The 15,374-nt window shown below is 73.1% G+C and carries 16 protein-coding genes; 7 read left to right on the top strand and 9 right to left on the bottom strand.

Annotation, left to right across the window (positions count from 1 at the left end; translation table 11 throughout):
- Positions 1 to 56: 56 nt before the first annotated feature.
- The 4 genes from D4B81_RS02130 (at position 57) to D4B81_RS02145 (ending at position 3,964) form a co-directional block, all read left to right on the top strand.
- Entirely contained in the window at positions 57 to 806 is a 750-nt protein-coding gene (locus D4B81_RS02130) for a (Fe-S)-binding protein (RefSeq protein ID WP_097186851.1), read from the top strand.
- Positions 803 to 2,266, top strand: coding sequence for a LutB/LldF family L-lactate oxidation iron-sulfur protein (locus tag D4B81_RS02135; protein ID WP_122260890.1), 1,464 nt, complete (start codon positions 803 to 805; stop codon positions 2,264 to 2,266). The genes D4B81_RS02130 and D4B81_RS02135 overlap by 4 nt, the downstream gene beginning before the upstream one ends.
- Positions 2,263 to 2,895, top strand: a complete 633-nt coding sequence (locus D4B81_RS02140; RefSeq protein ID WP_122260891.1) for a LutC/YkgG family protein — start codon at positions 2,263 to 2,265, stop codon at positions 2,893 to 2,895. Before D4B81_RS02135 ends, D4B81_RS02140 begins: the two co-directional genes overlap by 4 nt.
- Positions 2,896 to 3,022: 127 nt before the next feature.
- Entirely contained in the window at positions 3,023 to 3,964 is a 942-nt protein-coding gene (locus D4B81_RS02145) for an acyl-CoA thioesterase (RefSeq protein WP_122260892.1), read from the top strand.
- On the opposite strand, the gene D4B81_RS18655 is transcribed toward D4B81_RS02145, so the two are convergent.
- Positions 3,860 to 4,342, bottom strand: a complete 483-nt coding sequence (locus D4B81_RS18655) for a MerR family transcriptional regulator (protein WP_237565758.1) — start codon at positions 4,340 to 4,342, stop codon at positions 3,860 to 3,862. The genes D4B81_RS02145 and D4B81_RS18655 overlap by 105 nt on opposite strands.
- Positions 4,343 to 4,471: 129 nt before the next feature.
- Here D4B81_RS18655 and D4B81_RS02155 point away from each other — a divergent pair, with 129 nt between their 5' ends.
- Positions 4,472 to 4,930 (top strand): Hsp20/alpha crystallin family protein, encoded by a 459-nt coding sequence (locus D4B81_RS02155; protein ID WP_122260893.1) that lies wholly within the window; start codon positions 4,472 to 4,474, stop codon positions 4,928 to 4,930.
- A gap of 12 nt (positions 4,931 to 4,942) precedes the next feature.
- On the top strand, positions 4,943 to 5,233 hold the full coding sequence (locus tag D4B81_RS02160) for a hypothetical protein (protein WP_122260894.1): 291 nt from the start codon (positions 4,943 to 4,945) through the stop codon (positions 5,231 to 5,233).
- Positions 5,234 to 5,314: 81 nt separating this feature from the next.
- Here D4B81_RS02160 and D4B81_RS02165 read toward each other — a convergent pair whose 3' ends face one another.
- A complete protein-coding gene (locus D4B81_RS02165; protein ID WP_122260895.1) occupies positions 5,315 to 7,177 on the bottom strand; it encodes a glycoside hydrolase family 15 protein in 1,863 nt (620 codons plus the stop codon).
- A 12-nt stretch (positions 7,178 to 7,189) separates the two neighbouring features.
- Entirely contained in the window at positions 7,190 to 7,915 is a 726-nt protein-coding gene (locus tag D4B81_RS02170) for a VOC family protein (protein WP_122260896.1), read from the bottom strand.
- A 115-nt stretch (positions 7,916 to 8,030) separates the two neighbouring features.
- On the opposite strand from D4B81_RS02170, the gene D4B81_RS02175 reads away from it, so the two are divergent.
- Positions 8,031 to 8,240: a hypothetical protein gene (locus D4B81_RS02175; RefSeq protein WP_097186860.1), complete on the top strand. Its 210-nt coding sequence runs from the start codon at positions 8,031 to 8,033 to the stop codon at positions 8,238 to 8,240.
- Here the strand turns inward: D4B81_RS02175 and D4B81_RS02180 are convergent.
- The 6 genes from D4B81_RS02180 to D4B81_RS02205 all read right to left on the bottom strand — a co-directional run bounded on the left by D4B81_RS02180 (position 8,237) and on the right by D4B81_RS02205 (position 15,347).
- Positions 8,237 to 9,106 carry a pseudouridine synthase gene (locus tag D4B81_RS02180; protein ID WP_122260897.1) on the bottom strand — a complete coding sequence of 290 codons (870 nt, stop codon included), beginning with the start codon at positions 9,104 to 9,106 and terminating at the stop codon, positions 8,237 to 8,239. The genes D4B81_RS02175 and D4B81_RS02180 overlap by 4 nt on opposite strands.
- Before the next feature lie 84 nt (positions 9,107 to 9,190).
- Positions 9,191 to 10,873 (bottom strand): energy-dependent translational throttle protein EttA, encoded by a 1,683-nt coding sequence (ettA, locus tag D4B81_RS02185; RefSeq protein WP_122261109.1) that lies wholly within the window; start codon positions 10,871 to 10,873, stop codon positions 9,191 to 9,193.
- A gap of 85 nt (positions 10,874 to 10,958) precedes the next feature.
- On the bottom strand, positions 10,959 to 11,465 hold the full coding sequence (locus D4B81_RS02190) for a single-stranded DNA-binding protein (RefSeq protein ID WP_097186863.1): 507 nt from the start codon (positions 11,463 to 11,465) through the stop codon (positions 10,959 to 10,961).
- Positions 11,466 to 11,602: 137 nt separating this feature from the next.
- Positions 11,603 to 11,896 carry a ubiquitin carboxyl-terminal hydrolase 14 gene (locus D4B81_RS02195; protein WP_122260898.1) on the bottom strand — a complete coding sequence of 98 codons (294 nt, stop codon included), beginning with the start codon at positions 11,894 to 11,896 and terminating at the stop codon, positions 11,603 to 11,605.
- A gap of 110 nt (positions 11,897 to 12,006) precedes the next feature.
- On the bottom strand, positions 12,007 to 13,647 hold the full coding sequence (locus tag D4B81_RS02200; protein WP_122260899.1) for a YfjP family GTPase: 1,641 nt from the start codon (positions 13,645 to 13,647) through the stop codon (positions 12,007 to 12,009).
- Positions 13,644 to 15,347, bottom strand: coding sequence for a dynamin family protein (locus D4B81_RS02205; protein ID WP_122260900.1), 1,704 nt, complete (start codon positions 15,345 to 15,347; stop codon positions 13,644 to 13,646). Before D4B81_RS02205 ends, D4B81_RS02200 begins: the two co-directional genes overlap by 4 nt.
- Between the last annotated feature and the right edge of the window lie 27 nt (positions 15,348 to 15,374).

The raw sequence follows: 15,374 nt of genomic DNA on the forward strand, positions 1-15,374 counted from the left end.
CCCACGCCCTACAGTGGGGGGCACCCGCGGGTCGGCCGCGGCTGCGAGAGGGAGATATGACCACCGGACCGACGGTGGCGCTGTTCGCCACCTGCTTCAACGACACGATGTGGCCCGATGCGCCGCGCGCCGTGGTCACGCTCCTGGAGCGGCTCGGCTGCCGTGTCGTGTTCCCCCGCGAGCAGACCTGCTGCGGCCAGATGTTCACCAACACCGGGTATGCCGACGAGGCGGTCCCCCTCGTCCGTCGCTTCGTCGACGTGCTGGGCGGGTACGACCACGTCGTGGCACCCTCCGGCTCGTGCGTGGGCTCGGTGCGCGAGCAGCACCCCTGGCTGGCGCGACGCGCGGGTGACGAGGGCCTGGCCACCGCGTCCGAGGACGTCGGGACCCGGGTCCACGAGCTGTCCGAGTTCCTCGTCGACGTCCTGGGGGTGACCGACGTGGGGGCGTCCTTCCCGCACCGGGTCACCTACCACCCGACCTGCCACTCGCTGCGCATGCTGCACGTCGGCGACAAGCCGCTGCGGCTGCTGCGCGAGGTCCGCGGCATCGACCTCGTCGACCTGCCGGCCGCGACCGAGTGCTGCGGCTTCGGCGGGACCTTCGCGGTGAAGAACGCCGACACCTCGATCGCCATGGGCGCCGACAAGGCCCGGCACGTGCGCGACACCGGTGCGGAGGTGCTCGTGGCCGGCGACAACTCCTGCCTCGCCCACATCGGCGGGATGCTGCGCCGCCAGCGGGCCGGCGTACGGATCATGCACCTCGCCGAGGTGCTCGCCTCGACGGAGGGCGCACGATGACGCTGCAGACGACGAGCCACACCTTCCTGGGCATGCCGCCCTTCCCCGAGGCGGCGCGCGCGGCCCTGGCCAACACGCAGCAGCGCCGCAACCTGGCGCACGCCACCGCGACGATCCGCGGCAAGCGGGCACTCGTCGTCGGTGAGGTGGAGCGCTGGGAGGAGCTGCGGGTCGCCGGCGCCGACGCCAAGGACGAGGCCCTCCACCACCTCCCGCACTACCTCGAGCAGCTCGAGGAGAACCTCACCGCGCGCGGGGCCACGGTGCACTGGGCGCGGGACGCCGAGGAGGCCAACCGGATCGTCGTCGACCTGGTCCGCGCCACCGGCTCCGACGAGGTTGTCAAGGTCAAGTCCATGGCCACCCAGGAGATCGAGCTCAACGAGGCGCTGGAGGCGGCCGGGATCTCCGCGTGGGAGACCGACCTCGCCGAGCTCATCGTCCAGCTCGGCCACGACCGGCCCAGCCACATCCTCGTGCCGGCCATCCACCGCAACCGTGCCGAGATCCGCGAGATCTTCCTGCGCGAGATGGGGACCGTGGGACGCGCCGCGCCGGAGGACCTCACGAGCGAGCCGGCCCGGCTGGCGGAGGCGGCCCGGCTGCACCTCCGGGAGAAGTTCCTCCGGGCCCGGGTCGCCGTGTCCGGGGCCAACTTCGCCATCGCCGACACCGGGACCCTCGTCGTGGTGGAGTCGGAGGGCAACGGGCGCATGTGCCTCACCCTGCCCCAGACCCTGATCTCCGTCGTCGGCGTGGAGAAGGTGCTGCCCACCTTCGCCGACCTCGGCACCATGATGCAGCTGCTGCCGCGGTCCAGCACCGGGGAGCGGATGAACCCCTACACCTCGATGTGGACCGGCGTGCACGAGGGGGACGGGCCGCAGGACGTGCACGTCGTGCTCCTCGACAACGGGCGCAGCGCGGTGCTGGAGGACGAGCTCGGGCGGCAGGCGCTGCGGTGCATCCGCTGCTCGGCCTGCCTCAACGTCTGCCCCGTCTACGAGCGCACCGGCGGGCACGCCTACGGCTCGGTCTACCCGGGCCCGATCGGCGCCGTGCTCAACCCCCAGCTGCGCGGCACGTCGAGCCCCATCGACAAGTCGTTGCCCTACGCGTCCTCGTTGTGCGGCGCGTGCTTCGAGGCCTGCCCGGTGCGGATCGACATCCCGGCCCTGCTGGTCGACCTCCGCACCAAGGTCGTCGATGAGGCGTCGGGCCGATCGCCGGAGGCGGCGTCGATGCGGGCCACCGCCTGGATGTTCGGCGACCACCGTCGGCTCGAGGCGGCCCAGCGTGCCTCGACCCTGGCCGGTCGGTTGCTCGGCGGCCGGTCGTTGCGCTCGATCCCCGGCCTGGGCGCGTGGACGCAGGCGCGCGATGTGCCCAACCCACCGCGCGAGACCTTCCGTCAGTGGTGGGCGAGGACGCACGGCGACGACGAGGAGGCCGGGTCGTGAGCGCGCGCGAGGAGATCCTGTCCAGGCTGCGGACGGCCACGGCCGACATCATTACGCAGCCCGGGGCCCGGGGCGAGGTCCCGGTGATCGGCGTGGCCTCGCCCGGGCCCGAGCAGACGCTGGAGCTGTTCGCCGAGAACGTCGCGGACTACCGTGCCTCGGTGACCCGTTGTCGACCCGACGAGGTGGGTCAGGCGGTCGCGGCAGCACTGGTGAGAGCTCGCGCACATGTGTTGCTGGTGCCTGACGGGGTGGACGCCACCTGGGTGGAGCCGTTGCGGGACAGCGGGATCCGGGTAGTCCGCGACGAAGGCCTCACGGCCGACCAGCTCGACGGGATCGACGCGGTCGTCACCGCGTCCAGGGTCGGCATCGCGACCACCGGGACCATCGTCCTCGACCACGCCGACGACCAGGGGCGTCGTGCGCTGACGCTGGTCCCCGACCAGCACGTCTGCGTGATCCGTGCCGACCAGGTGGTGCACGACGTGCCGGACGCGGTGGCCATGCTCGACCCCGTGAGGGCGCTCACCTGGATCAGCGGACCGAGCGCGACCAGCGACATCGAGCTCGACCGGGTGGAGGGCGTGCACGGCCCCCGCACCCTCGACGTCGTCATCGTCAGCTGACCCGGGCCTGACCTCGTCCCGACCGACCCGGACCGGCCGGTGGGGTGAGCCGGACGGCTGGCGAGGTGGGCCGGACCGCACGGCGAGGTGGGCGGACACGCCATACCCGGGCACTAGGCTTCCCCGGGTGAGCGACGCGCCCCTGACCGACCCCGCCGACGACCTCCTCGACGTGCTCGACCTCACCTACGAGGGGTCGACGACCATCCAGGTGGCCTCGCCGACGGAGGCGACCGGCGACCTGGGGGTCTACGGCGGGGAGGTCTTCACCGGCCGGAGCCAGCCGCAACCGCACGGGCGGGTGTTCGGCGGTCAGGTGCTCGCGCAGTGCGTCGTCGCGGCCGGCCGCACGGTCGCTGGGATCGACGACGGTGGCGGCCGCAGGCACATCCACTCGTTGCACGGCTACTTCCTGCGACCGGGGGACGCGAGCAAGGAGATCCAGTTCGTCGTCGAGGGGATGCGCGACGGGGGCAGCTTCTCGGCCCGCCGGGTGCACGCCACCCAGGAGGGCCGGATCCTGCTCTCGCTCATCACCTCCTTCCAGGAGGAGTCCGGTGGTCTGGAGCACCACCTCGACATGCCCGACGTCCCCGGCCCGGAGGAGCTCCGCTCCGACCGCGAGATCCTGGAGCAGATCGACCATCCGGTGGCCCGTCACTTCGCCCGCTACCGGGCCGTCGACCTGCGTCACACCGAGCGGCTGCTGCTGGGTCCCGCCGAGCCCGGGCCAGCCGCCCAGTCGGTCTGGATGAGGGTGGAGAAGGACCTGCCCGACGACGACCTGCTGCACGCGGCGATCCTGGCGTACGCCTCCGACTACGTCCTGCTCGAGCCCGTCCTGCGGACCCACGGGGTCGGCTGGGGCGACCCCCGGCTACGCGCCGCGAGCCTGGACCACGCGATGTGGTTCCACCGACCGGCACGGGTGGACGAGTGGGTGCTCTACACGCAGTCGTCCCCGTCAGCGCAGTCCGGTCGCGGCCTCGGGCTGGGTCACATGTTCACCGCCGACGGCACCCTGCTGGCCACGGTCGGCCAGGAGGGGATGGTCCGGCTGAAGGCCTGAGGCTGTGGACCGGTCCCGGTCCCGGTCCCGGTCCCGAAGGCTCTCCTGGAGGCCCGTCCCGCGGTCGACGTGGTGCTCCTCGCAGTGCCGGCGCAGGGCGCTGTTCTGCCTCTCCAGCTCCAAGACACGCGCCACACCGGCGAGGTTGACCCCGTCGCCCACCAGCAGGCCGATGCCCCGGAGGCGGGCCACGTCGTTGCGGCTGTAGCGCCTCGTCCCTCCGGGCGTCCGGTCCGGGCGGAGCAGCCCGTGCGCCTCGTAGAGACGGAGCGTGGGGACCGCCAGACCGGCGAGCTCCGCCGCCAGTGAGATGCCGTAGACGCCCCGGTCGTCCTCGTGGGTCGGCTCCTCGCGGACGGGCCCCTCGTCGGTGCTCATGCTTTCCCTTCGGGATCGCTGCCGGGGGCTTGCGCCACACCGGCGTCAGTGGTAGAAGAAATCTATACCAGCCGCCACAGATTCGCGGCTGGGCCACCTGACACCGTTGTCAAGGAAGGAGAGATCACGATGGTGTCGCTACTCATGCGAGCGGACCCGTTCCGCGACCTGGACCGGTTCACCCAGCAGCTGTTCGGTGGGGCGAACGGCTCGCCCGGCACCCTCGCCCGCCCCTCCGTGATGCCGATGGACGCCTGGCGGGAGGGCCACACGTTCCTGGTGGAGTTCGACCTCCCGGGGGTCGCGGCCGAGTCGATCGACCTCGACGTCGAGCGCAACGTGGTCACGGTCCGCGCCGAGCGTCCGGTGTCCGATCAGGACCGGGAGATGCTGGCCGCCGAGCGACCGCGCGGGGTGTTCAGCCGCCAGCTGGTGCTGGGCGACAACCTGGACACCGAGCACATCGAGGCCAGCTACGACGCCGGGGTGCTCAGGCTGCGGATCCCGGTCGCCGAGCAGGCCAAGCCTCGAAAGATCAGCGTCGGGAGCAGCTCCCCGAGCCGGGACCAGCAGGCGATCAGCGCCTGACCCTGCGAGGCGGTGGACGAGGTGAGCTACTCCCACGCTGGACCCTCCGACCCGGTCACGGTCTCGCCTGACGAGGCCTTCTGGGATCTCGTCTGCGCGGACGACGAGTGGCTGCGGGAGGAGTTCGAGGCGATCGTCGCCGCTGAGTTCCCCGAGGAGACCGAGGGCAGGGGGGCCACCCCCCCCGCGACCGCCGCGGCCCCGTCCCGCGTCGGTCCACCAGGCGGGGTGGACGACGAGGCCCACTCCGCCCACCGGGTGGGTCCCCTCATCCTCGGTCGGGCGTCAGCGCGGCCCCCCTGATGGTGGACGTCACCCAGCACCGTGGCCGGCGCCGGCCCCCCTGGGGGGCCGGCGTCCCACGTGGTGGCCGGCGCCCGCTGCTCAGGCGGAGCGCGAGCATCGCGCGGCGGTCCCGTAGCGGCCCGCGGGACGCTCCCCCGCCCTTGCCCGGTTGAGCTCGATGGCGTCCGCGGCGCGTATCAGGCCCAGGTGGCTGAACGCCTGCGGGTAGTTGCCGAGCAGCTGACCGCTCCGGGCGTCGTACTCCTCCGCGAGGAGCCCGAGCTCGCCCGCCGTCCCCACCAGCCGCTCCATGAGGGAGACCGCATCGTCGAGGCGGCCGGTGTGCGCATACTGCTCCACCAGCCAGAAGCTGCAGATGAGGAACGACCCCTCGTCCCCGGGCAGTCCGTCCACCCCCTCCTTCGTCCGGTAGCGGTGCACCAGCCCGTCGGTGTCCGTCAGCTCGGCCTCGATCCGTGCGACCGTCGCCAGCATGCGCGGGTCGTCGTAGTCGAAGCAGCCGGTCTGCGGCAGCTGCAGCAGGGACGCGTCCACCTCCGTGGTGTCGTAGGTCTGGCGGAAGGCCCCGTCCGGGCCGACCCCCTGGCTCTCCACCTCCTCGCGCAGCCGGTCGCGCAGCCGCCGCCAGGTCTCCACGTCCCCCGGCAGACCGTGCTCCTCGACCGCGCGGACCCCCTGGTCGAAGGCGGCCCACATCATCACCCGCCCGTGGGTGAAGAAGTGCGGGTCCCCCCGCATCTCCCAGATCCCGTGGTCCTTGTGGTCGAACCGCCGCACCTGCAGGTCGAGCATCGACTGCTGCAGCGCCCACGAGTAGCGGTCCTCGGCGCGGCCGCCGTCGCGCAGCTGCCCCAGCGCGATCAGGACCTCCCCGACGACGTCGGCCTGGTACTGGCCCACCGCCCCGTTGCCGATCCGGACCGGGCGGGAACCGGCATACCCCGGCAGGTGGGGCAGCTCGCGCTCGGCGAGGTCCCGTTCGCCGCCGAGCCCGTACATGATCAGCAGGTCCTCGGGGTCACCGGCGACGGCGCGCAGCAGCCAGTCCCGCCAGGCGGTGGCCCCCGCGTCGAAGCCGTGCGCCATCATCGCCTCCAGGGTGAGGGCGGAGTCGCGCAACCAGGTGAAGCGGTAGTCCCAGTTGCGCGAGCCACCGAGCTCCTCCGGCAGCGACGTGGTGGCCGCCGCGACGATGCCGCCCGTCTCGCGGTGGGTGAGCGCACGCAGCACGAGCAGCGACCGGCGCACCTGGTCCGCCCACGGCCCCTCGACCTCGATGGGCGCGGCCCAGCCACGCCAGTCGCGCACCGTCTCCTCCAGGTGCGGGGCGACGTCGATCATCGGCAGCAGGTCGCGCCAGGACTCCTGGCCCGTCATCACCCACGTCAGCTCCTCCCCCGCGCGCAGGGTATGCCGTGCCGCGTGCCTGCGGTGCCCCGTCACCGGGTGCGGGAGCGGGCCGTGCAGGGTCAGCGACGCCGGTCCACCGATCGCGTGGAGGACCTCCTCCGCGGAGCCGTCCGGGCGGTCGACCCGGGCCCGGCGGACCCACGGGACGATCTGCCCGTAGTCGAAGCGCATGCACAGGTCCTGCACGACCTCGACCTCGCCGGAGGTGCACCGGACCTGCCGCACCAGGTCCGAGCGGGACCCGTCGACGGGCATCCAGTCGAGCGACTCCGCCGTCCCGCCCGGCGCCCGCCACCGGGTCCGCAGGACGAAGGTGTCCTCCAGGTATGCCCGCTCGCCCACCTCGCCGTCGACCACGGTCACCAGCCAGCGGCCGTTGTCGGCCGTGCCCAGCAGGGCGCTGAACACGGACGGTGAGTCGAAGCGCGGGAGGCACATCCAGTCGACGCTCCCCTGCGGGGAGATGAGGGCCGCCGTGCGCAGGTCACCGACGACGGCGTAGTCGCCGATGGGGACGGGGGTCTCGGTCATCGGCCCATCGTGTCAGGCCGGGTCGGCCAGCACGCAGAACTCGTTGCCCGAGGTGTCACGGAGCACGACCCACGAGTGGCCCTGGGCCCAGTCCTCGGTCGCGCGGGTGGCTCCCAGGGAGAGCGCGAGCTCCACCGTCTCCTGCTGGTCCGGCCCGCCGGGATCGGGGCGCACGTCGAGGTGGGTGCGGTTCTGCCGCACCTTGGGTGCCGGTTCGGGGCACAGCTCCAGCAGCGGGCCGCGGCCGGCCGGGTGCCGCAGGCTCACCGGCGCCACCCCCGTTGTCGGCACCCAGCCGGTCATCGCGGCATACAGCTCGCCGTCGCGCTCCGGGTCCGCGCTGTCCAGGGGCAGGGCCGCGATCGGTCCGGTGCCGCGGTAGACCTCCCGCTCCTCCATCACGCAGAACGGGTTGCCGTCCGGGTCGGCGAGGACCGCCCACGGCACCCCCCGCTGCCCGACGTCGAGGGGGCGGGCGCCGAGGTCCCGGAGGCGCGCGACGACCTGATCCTGCTCGGCGCCGCCGAGCAGGTCCAGGTGCAGCCGCCAGCCCGGCGGCGGAGGGTCCGCGACCGGCTCGATGCAGACGTCGATCCAGGCCCCTCCCCCCAGGTCGAGGCGCCCCTCGTAGTCCCCCGGGAAGGCCGGGGTGCCGTCGACGAGACCGAGCGCGGCCGACCAGAACCGGCCGGTGGTAGACGGGTCGCGCGCCTGCATGACGATGTTCTCCAGTCCCATGCTCCTCACCGTAGGGGTCGCCCCGGACGGACGCCGTCCACGACACCGTCGCGTGGCACCGTCCTGGTGGCACGATGAGGGGGTCACAAGGTGCGGGACGGAGAGGAAGAGCGCGATGTGGTGGCAGGACCTGCTGTGGGGAGTCTGGAACGGGGTCACGGCCTGGGTCGTGTGGGTAGCGCACGTGTTCGGGGCGTGGGAGCGCTTCCCGGTGTATGACGTGGAGCGCACCGGGAACTGGTACGACCTCGGCTTCCTCCTCGGTGCGGGCTCGCCGCTGCTCGGCATGCTCGGCGGGCAGCGGGCCGCGCGCTCCCGGCGTTAGCGTCCCGAGCCGGCCCCGGCCGGAGGGACGACGGGCAGGGCGCGGCGCGAGGTGATGCGTCGGGCCCCTCCGGTGAGCGGGTCGGTGAAGGTCACCTCGCGCGCCACGAGCTGCAGAGGGGTGGTGAGGTCGTCGGGCTCGACCTGCCGCACCGTGGGGTACAGCGGGTCGCCGACGATCGGGATGCCGAGGCCGGCGAGGTGCACCCGCAGCTGGTGGGTCTGCCCGGTCGCGGGCGTGAGCCGGTAGCGGGCGGGGTCGCCCGGCTCGAGCAGCTCGACCGTGGACTCGGCGTTCGGCTCCCCGGGCTCCACCCGTGCCTGCAGCTGCCCTCTGTGCTTGACCAGCCGGTCCCGGACGGTCACGGGCAGCGGCAGGTCCGGCCGGAACGGCGCCAGCGCCTCGTACGTCTTGCGCAGCCCGCCGGCCTGGACCATCTGTTGGTACGGGGCCCTGGACCCGCGGCGGGTGGTGAGCAGCAGGACCCCGCTCGTCAGCCGGTCCAGCCGGTGGACCGGGGCGAGCTCGGGGAGGTCGAGCTCCCGCCGCAGGCGGACGACCACCGTCTGCACGACGTGCGAGCCCCGCGGCATGGTCGCCAGGAACGGCGGCTTGTCCACGACGAGAAGGCCGGTGTCGTCGTCGCGCAGGAGCACGCTCACCTCGCCCGGGACCTCGACCTCCCGCGGCAGGTCGCGGTACAGGTAGACGGCCGCCCCCGGCTGGTAGGTCGTGCCGGCCCCCACCGGTGTCCCGTCGCCCAGGAGCACCTCCCCCGCCCGGACGCGACGCCATACCCCCTGCGCGTCGGCCGTGGTCGCGACGAGGAAGTCGACCACCGTGGGCCACGATCCGTCGACCGGCATCCGGACGCGGGCAGGCCCGAGGCCCTCACGCTGCGGGAGCGGGGGCTCGGGCCTGCCTCGGCGTGCCACCGGGACGGGGCGGGGTCAGTCGCGGGTGAGCTTGCGGTAGGTGACGCGGTGCGGGCGGGCCGCCTCGACGCCGAGCCGCTCCACCTTGTTGTCCTCGTAGGCCTGGAAGTTGCCCTCGAACCAGTACCAGCTGGCCGGGTCCTCCTCGGTCCCCTCGTAGGCGAGGATGTGCGTCGCCACGCGGTCGAGGAACCACCGGTCGTGGCTGATGACGACGGCGCAGCCGGGGAACGCCTCGAGCGCGTTCTCCAGGGAGCCGAGCGTCTCCACGTCGAGGTCGTTCGTGGGCTCGTCGAGCAGCAGCAGGTTGCCTCCCTGCTTGAGGGTCAGGGCGAGGTTCAGCCGGTTGCGCTCACCGCCGGAGAGGACGCCCGCCTTCTTCTGCTGGTCAGGACCCTTGAAGCCGAACTGGCTGACGTAGGCGCGGCTGGGGATCTCCACCTGGCCCACCTGGATGAAGTCGAGCCCGTCGGAGACGACCTCCCAGAGGGACTTCTGCGGGTCGAGGCCCTCGCGGGACTGGTCCACATAGCTGATGTTGACCGTGTCCCCGACCCGGACCGTGCCGCTGTCCGCGTCCTCGAGCCCGACGATGGTCTTGAACAGCGTCGTCTTGCCGACACCGTTGGGCCCGATGACGCCGACGATCCCGTTGCGGGGCAGGGTGAACGACAGCCCGTCGATGAGCACCCGGTCACCGAAACCCTTGCGCAGGTCCTTGACCTCGATCACCTGGCTGCCCAGGCGGGGACCCGGGGGGATCTGGATCTCCTCGAAGTCCATCTTGCGCGTCTTCTCGGCCTCGGACGCCATCTCCTCGTAGCGGGCGAGGCGTGCCTTGCTCTTGGTCTGCTTGGCCTTGGGGTTGGAGCGCACCCAGGCCAGCTCGGTCTCCAGGCGCTTGGCCAGCTTGGCGTCCTTCTTGCCCGCGATGGCCAGGCGCTCGCGCTTCTTCTCCAGGTACGTCGAGTAGTTGCCCTCGTAGGGGTAGAGGTGACCGCGGTCCACCTCGGCGATCCACTGGGCGACGTTGTCGAGGAAGTACCGGTCGTGCGTCACGGCGAGCACGGCGCCGTGGTAGGAGGCCAGGTGCTGCTCCAGCCACTGCACGGACTCGGCGTCCAGGTGGTTGGTGGGCTCGTCGAGCAGCAGCAGGTCGGGCTTGGAGAGCAGGAGCTTGCACAGCGCGACGCGGCGACGCTCTCCACCGGAGAGGACGGTGACGTCGGCGTCCGGGGGCGGGCAGCGCAGCGCGTCCATGGCCTGCTCGAGCTGGGCGTCGAGGTCCCAGGCGTCGGCGTGGTCGATCTCCTCCTGCAGCGTGCCCATCTCGGCCATGAGCGCCACGAAGTCCGCGTCCGGGTCGGCCATCAGCTCGCCGATCTCGTTGAAGCGGTCGACCTTCCCCTTGATCTCCCCCAGGCCCTCCTGCACGTTGCCGAGAACCGTCTTGTCCTCGGTGAGCGGCGGCTCCTGCAGGAGGATGCCCACGCTGTAGCCGGGGCTGAGGCGCGCCTCACCGTTGGAGGGCTGGTCCATGCCGGCCATGATCTTGAGGATCGTCGACTTGCCGGCGCCGTTCGGTCCCACGACGCCGATCTTGGCGCCGGGGTAGAAGGACATCGTCACGTCGTCGAGGATCACCTTGTCGCCGACCGCCTTGCGGGCGCGCGACATGGTGTAGATGAATTCGGCCATGCGTCCCAGGGTATCGGCCGCGCGGCGGCGCTCCGAATCGCCGACGGGCCCCGGACCGGCGCCGGGGCCCTCGGCGTACCCGGTCTCAGGCCGCCGGTTCGTGGGCGAGCAGCTCGGCGGCGGCCTCGTCACTCACCTCCCCGTTCTCGTCGGCGTACTCCTCCAGCCGGTCCGCGTCGGGGATCTCCTCCTCGGGGTGGTACTCGTCCACGCGGTCCAGGCCGTAGCCGACGCTGCCCTTGGCGAAGCTCGCCGTCCCGAACGACACGTCCGGGCCGACGGCGTCGGCGTCGATCGTCGCGTTGGCCCTGGTGCCTTTCTCGGTCGACCACTCGCTGAGCCGGAAGCGCCCGTGGGCGATGACCGGGTCGCCCTTCTTGAACGTCAGCAGCGCGTTCGCCCCCATGTCGCGCCAGCAGAGCACGTCGAAGAAGGTCGTGCCCGTCGTCACCCACCGGCCCGACTCCTTGTCGTGGCGTCGGTTGTTGACCGCCACGGCCAGCACCGCGAACGGCTCCCCGGACCGGCTGCCGATCCGCAGCTGCGGGTCGCGGGTCAGGTTGCCCATGATCGTCATCCTGCTGTCCACCATCGTTCCCCTCCTTGGTCGCGCCCGTCGGCGACGGGCCGTGCCCCCACCCTGCTGCCCGGGGCAGGGTCCCGGGAACCCCGCGGGCCAGGGCTGTGGACGACGCCGTCACGCCGGAGGAGGGTGTGGACGGGCGGGCCTCAGCCGTGCGACGGTGACGGTGCCGCCCCGGGCACCTCGAACCCCAGCTCGTCGGCGTAGCACCACCACCAGTCCTCGCCCGGCTCGAAGGACCGGACGAGGGGATGCCCGACGGCGCGCCAGTGCGCCGTCGCGTGCTTGTTGGGCGAGCTGTCGCAGCACCCCACGTGCCCGCAGGTCATGCACAGCCGCAGGTGGACCCACCTGTCGCCGGTGCGCAGGCAGTCCTCGCACCCGTCGGCGGAGGGTATGACGTCGCGCACCTGGTCCAGGTGCGAGCAGCTCGTCGCCACGTCGGGTCCTTCCTCGGGGGTCGTCCCGAGGCTACCGGGGCGACCGCCCGGCCCGCAGCCGTGGCGCCGCCCCGGACCCGCAGCCGTGGCGCCGCCCCGCCCGGCAGCCGTCAGGAGGCGGCGCGCTCCAGGTGCTGACGCGTCTTCTCGTGCCGGTCCAGCACGGCCAGGACCGGCCGCCGCACGTGCTGGTAGGACACCTCGTCGATGGCCTCGTCCAGCCGCTCCTCGATCACCCGGCGACGGCGCCGCGCGCCGACCCGCGCCGCGGCCGCGGACAGGACCGCCAGCAGGAGCCCGCCGAGCAACCCACCCACGAGCAGCGCCAGCGGCACCGGGACCGGCCCCCAGAACGGCGCGTCCACCGGCATCTGCGCCCAGCCCAGGACGGCCAGCAGCACGAGCCACAGCAGACCGACCACCGCCGCCGCCACGAGGAGGAGCTGCAGGACCCCGACCACCGGCCACCAGACAGGGGTCCGGGTCCGCAGGGGCGTGCCGACGACCGCCTGGTCGAGGGCGTCCGACAGCGTGTCCTCGTCCGGGATCGCCGCCTCGACGAGCGCGTCCGCCCAGCGTGGGGGCAGTGGCGCCCCGGCCTGCTCGGCGACCTGCCGCGTCGCCAGCTGCACGTTGGCACGGGCCGCCGGCGTGGGGCTCGGCAACGAGGAGCGGCCCAGGACGGCGCGCACGTCGGACGGGGCGATCCCGGCCGGGCCGGCGCTGTCGTCGCCCAGGCGCAGCCGCCTGAGCGGGTCGGGGCGCAGCCCGGACAGCCACCGGGTCACCGGCCAGCCGGCCCGCGCGTGCGACTGGCGGACGTAGTCGCGCTCCACGGCGTCGAGCACGACGGGCACCCCGGAGGCCACCTTGAGCGCCTGGTGCAGCCGACCGTCGGCCTCCTCGGAGAAGGTCGGCGTGGCGGGAGCCACGCCCTCGCCGACGTGCTCCGCGGCGGTGCGCACGTCGCCGGCGAGACGTGCCTCGGCGGCGGTGCGGGCCCGCACGACGCTGCCGATGCGCCCGCGCAGCTCGTCCAGGCCGGTGCCCATCCGCGCGGAGGTCGCGATCACCTCGTGGTCACCCGCCCCGTCGCTGCGGACCAGACGACGCAGGTCGTCGCGGACCCTGTCGAGGTCGCCCTCGCCGCGGAGCCGGTCGGCCTGGTTGAGCACGACCAGCATCACGGTCTCGTGATGGCGCAACGGTCGCAGGTAGTCGTCGTGCATCCGCGCGTCGGCGTACTTCTGCGGGTCGGCCACCCACACGAACACGTCCGCGCGCTCCAGGATCCGGTCGGCCTCGACGCGGTGCCGCAGCTCCCGCGAGTCGAAGTCGGGCAGGTCCACGAGGACCAGGCCCTCGAGCGGGATGTTCTCCGGGGTGGGGGTCACATGGTGACGGTTGTGGATGCCCAGCCAGTCCAGCAGCTCCCCCGACTCCTCCTCGCCCCACACCGCGGCCGCCGCCTCGGCGGTCGTCGGTCGGCGCGGGCTGATGACCGAGACGTCCTCCCCGACGAGGGCGTTGAACAGGCTCGACTTGCCCGAGCCGGTCGCCCCCGCGAGCGCGACCACGGTGCGCCCGCCCTTGAGGGCCCATCGCTCCTCCGCCCGCGCCACCACGGCCCGCGCCCGTCCCGCCTCCTGCGGGTCGAGCTGATCCCCACCGACGTCCAGGCCGGCGCGCAGGGCCTCGGCCCGCTCGGTGAGCGGCAGCTGGCCCTGCGACGACTTCCGGCGCCCGATCATCGGGCCCCCTCCACCGTGGACGCGGCCGCCTGCAGCTCGGCGATCGCGCTCGCGTCCACCGGTACCTCCTCCAGGGCCCGCTCGAACCGGGCCCGCTCGTCGTCGTAGAGCTGCTGGGTCCGCTCCATCAGCGCGTCACGCGCCTTGACCGCCATCTTCCGGACGGCCTGGTCACCGAACACGGCCTCCAGGAGCCGCTGGGCCAGGACCGCCGACCCCGCTCCCACCGCCACCTCGGCCCCCGTCGGGATGAACACCGTGGCGTGGAAGACCACGATCATCAGCAGCACGCCCAGCCCGTTGACCCCGAAGGCCAGGTAGCGCGCCGTGGCCCGTCGCGACCCCGCCTCCTCACGGACCAGCTCGAAGATCTCGCGCTGCCAGTCCCGGATGAGCCGCTCCACCGTCTCGGGGAAGTCGGGCGAGGCCTTGCCCAGCTCCGGATGCGCCTCCAGCAGCTGCGGGCCGCCGGCGGCCGACTTCCACGCGCGGGTGGCGGTGCTCGCCGCGACCTGGCCGTGGGAGGTGATGAGCGCCGCGGCGCCGGTCTGCAGTGCTTCGCCCAGGGGCTCGGAGGTGACCTGCTTGCCGGTGAACCACGCCCCGACCCGGTCGCGCATCCGACCGACCCCGACCTCGACCGAGCGCAGGAACTCCCCCGTCCCGACCAGCTCCTGCCAGCGCGCGAGCACCTCGCCGCGCAGCAACGAGCCGTCGTTGATCCCCGCCTCGACCCCGGCGAGGGCGTCGGAGTATGCCGCGCGCGGCGCCTCCGCGAGCACGTCCCGCGCGGCGTCCTGCGCCCTTCCGGCCACGACGAGGCCCTCGGCGCGGGCGCCGAGGGATCCCAGCGTCCCGGCCAGGGTCCGCCGGATCACGACCGAGCGCGCCCGCGCGTCGCCGGCGAGCGACTCCAGCCAGCCCCGCAGCCGCCGGACGTCGCTCCCCGGGATCCGGCCGTCGTCCAGGTCGACCTCGTTGATCGTGAAGATCGGCGACTTGCCCAGCCCCTGCTCCTTGAGCATCGACGCGAGGTGCAGCCGGATCTGCGAGAGCGCCTCCGGTGGCACCCGGTTGAGCACGACGGCGACCGAGGTGCCGCGCTCGCTGGCCTCGCGCAGCAGGTCCCAGGGGACGGCGTCGGCATACCGGGCGGCGGTGGTGACGAAGAGCCAGAGGTCGGCGGCGGAGAGCAGCTGCTTGGACAACGAGCGGTTGGCCTGCACCACCGAGTCGATGTCCGGTGCGTCCAGGAGCGCCAGCCCGGAGGGCAGCGCGCCGGAGGGCACCAGCCGCACCGAGCCCGGGTCGTCCGAGGTGAGGCTGCGCTCCCCCACGACCCGGGCCAGCCCGGGGAGCACCCGCTTGTCGGTGAACCAGCGCGTGTCCGCCTGGTGGTGCACGAGCACGGAGGCCCGGGTGGTGGGCCGGATCACCCCGGTGGCCGTGACGTCCTCCCCGACGACCGAGTTGACGATCGTCGACTTGCCCGCGCCGGTGGACCCCCCGACCACCGCCAGCAGCGGGGCGTCGAGCGAGCGGAGCCGGGGAAGGACGTAGTCGTCAAGCTGCTGGACCAGCTCGCGCTGGCTGGTCCGCGCCGCGTCGGCGCCCTCCAGGTCCAGGGGCAGGCGCACGGCGCCGACCGACGCCCGCAGCCCTTCGACGGCAGCGAGAAGGACAGCGGGGTCTGAGGTCACGCCCCTAGTTTCGCAACTCGGGGAGCC

The organism is Ornithinimicrobium cerasi (genome assembly GCF_003702705.1).
Taxonomy (GTDB): Bacteria; Actinomycetota; Actinomycetes; order Actinomycetales; family Dermatophilaceae; genus Ornithinicoccus; species Ornithinicoccus cerasi.

Bases quoted from the DNA above. Each gene is read 5' to 3' on its own strand.
- D4B81_RS02130 (WP_097186851.1), top strand. From the start codon at position 57: ATGACCACCGGACCGACGGTGGCGCTGTTCGCCACCTGCTTCAACGAC.
- D4B81_RS02165 (WP_122260895.1), bottom strand. From the start codon at position 7,177: ATGACCGAGACCCCCGTCCCCATCGGCGACTACGCCGTCGTCGGTGAC.
- D4B81_RS02170 (WP_122260896.1), bottom strand. From the start codon at position 7,915: ATGGGACTGGAGAACATCGTCATGCAGGCGCGCGACCCGTCTACCACC.
- D4B81_RS02175 (WP_097186860.1), top strand. From the start codon at position 8,031: ATGTGGTGGCAGGACCTGCTGTGGGGAGTCTGGAACGGGGTCACGGCC.
- ettA (WP_122261109.1), bottom strand. From the start codon at position 10,873: ATGGCCGAATTCATCTACACCATGTCGCGCGCCCGCAAGGCGGTCGGC.
- D4B81_RS02180 (WP_122260897.1), bottom strand. From the start codon at position 9,106: ATGCCGGTCGACGGATCGTGGCCCACGGTGGTCGACTTCCTCGTCGCG.
- D4B81_RS02190 (WP_097186863.1), bottom strand. From the start codon at position 11,465: ATGGTGGACAGCAGGATGACGATCATGGGCAACCTGACCCGCGACCCG.
- D4B81_RS18655 (WP_237565758.1), bottom strand. From the start codon at position 4,342: ATGAGCACCGACGAGGGGCCCGTCCGCGAGGAGCCGACCCACGAGGAC.
- D4B81_RS02200 (WP_122260899.1), bottom strand. From the start codon at position 13,647: ATGATCGGGCGCCGGAAGTCGTCGCAGGGCCAGCTGCCGCTCACCGAG.
- D4B81_RS02155 (WP_122260893.1), top strand. From the start codon at position 4,472: ATGGTGTCGCTACTCATGCGAGCGGACCCGTTCCGCGACCTGGACCGG.
- D4B81_RS02135 (WP_122260890.1), top strand. From the start codon at position 803: ATGACGCTGCAGACGACGAGCCACACCTTCCTGGGCATGCCGCCCTTC.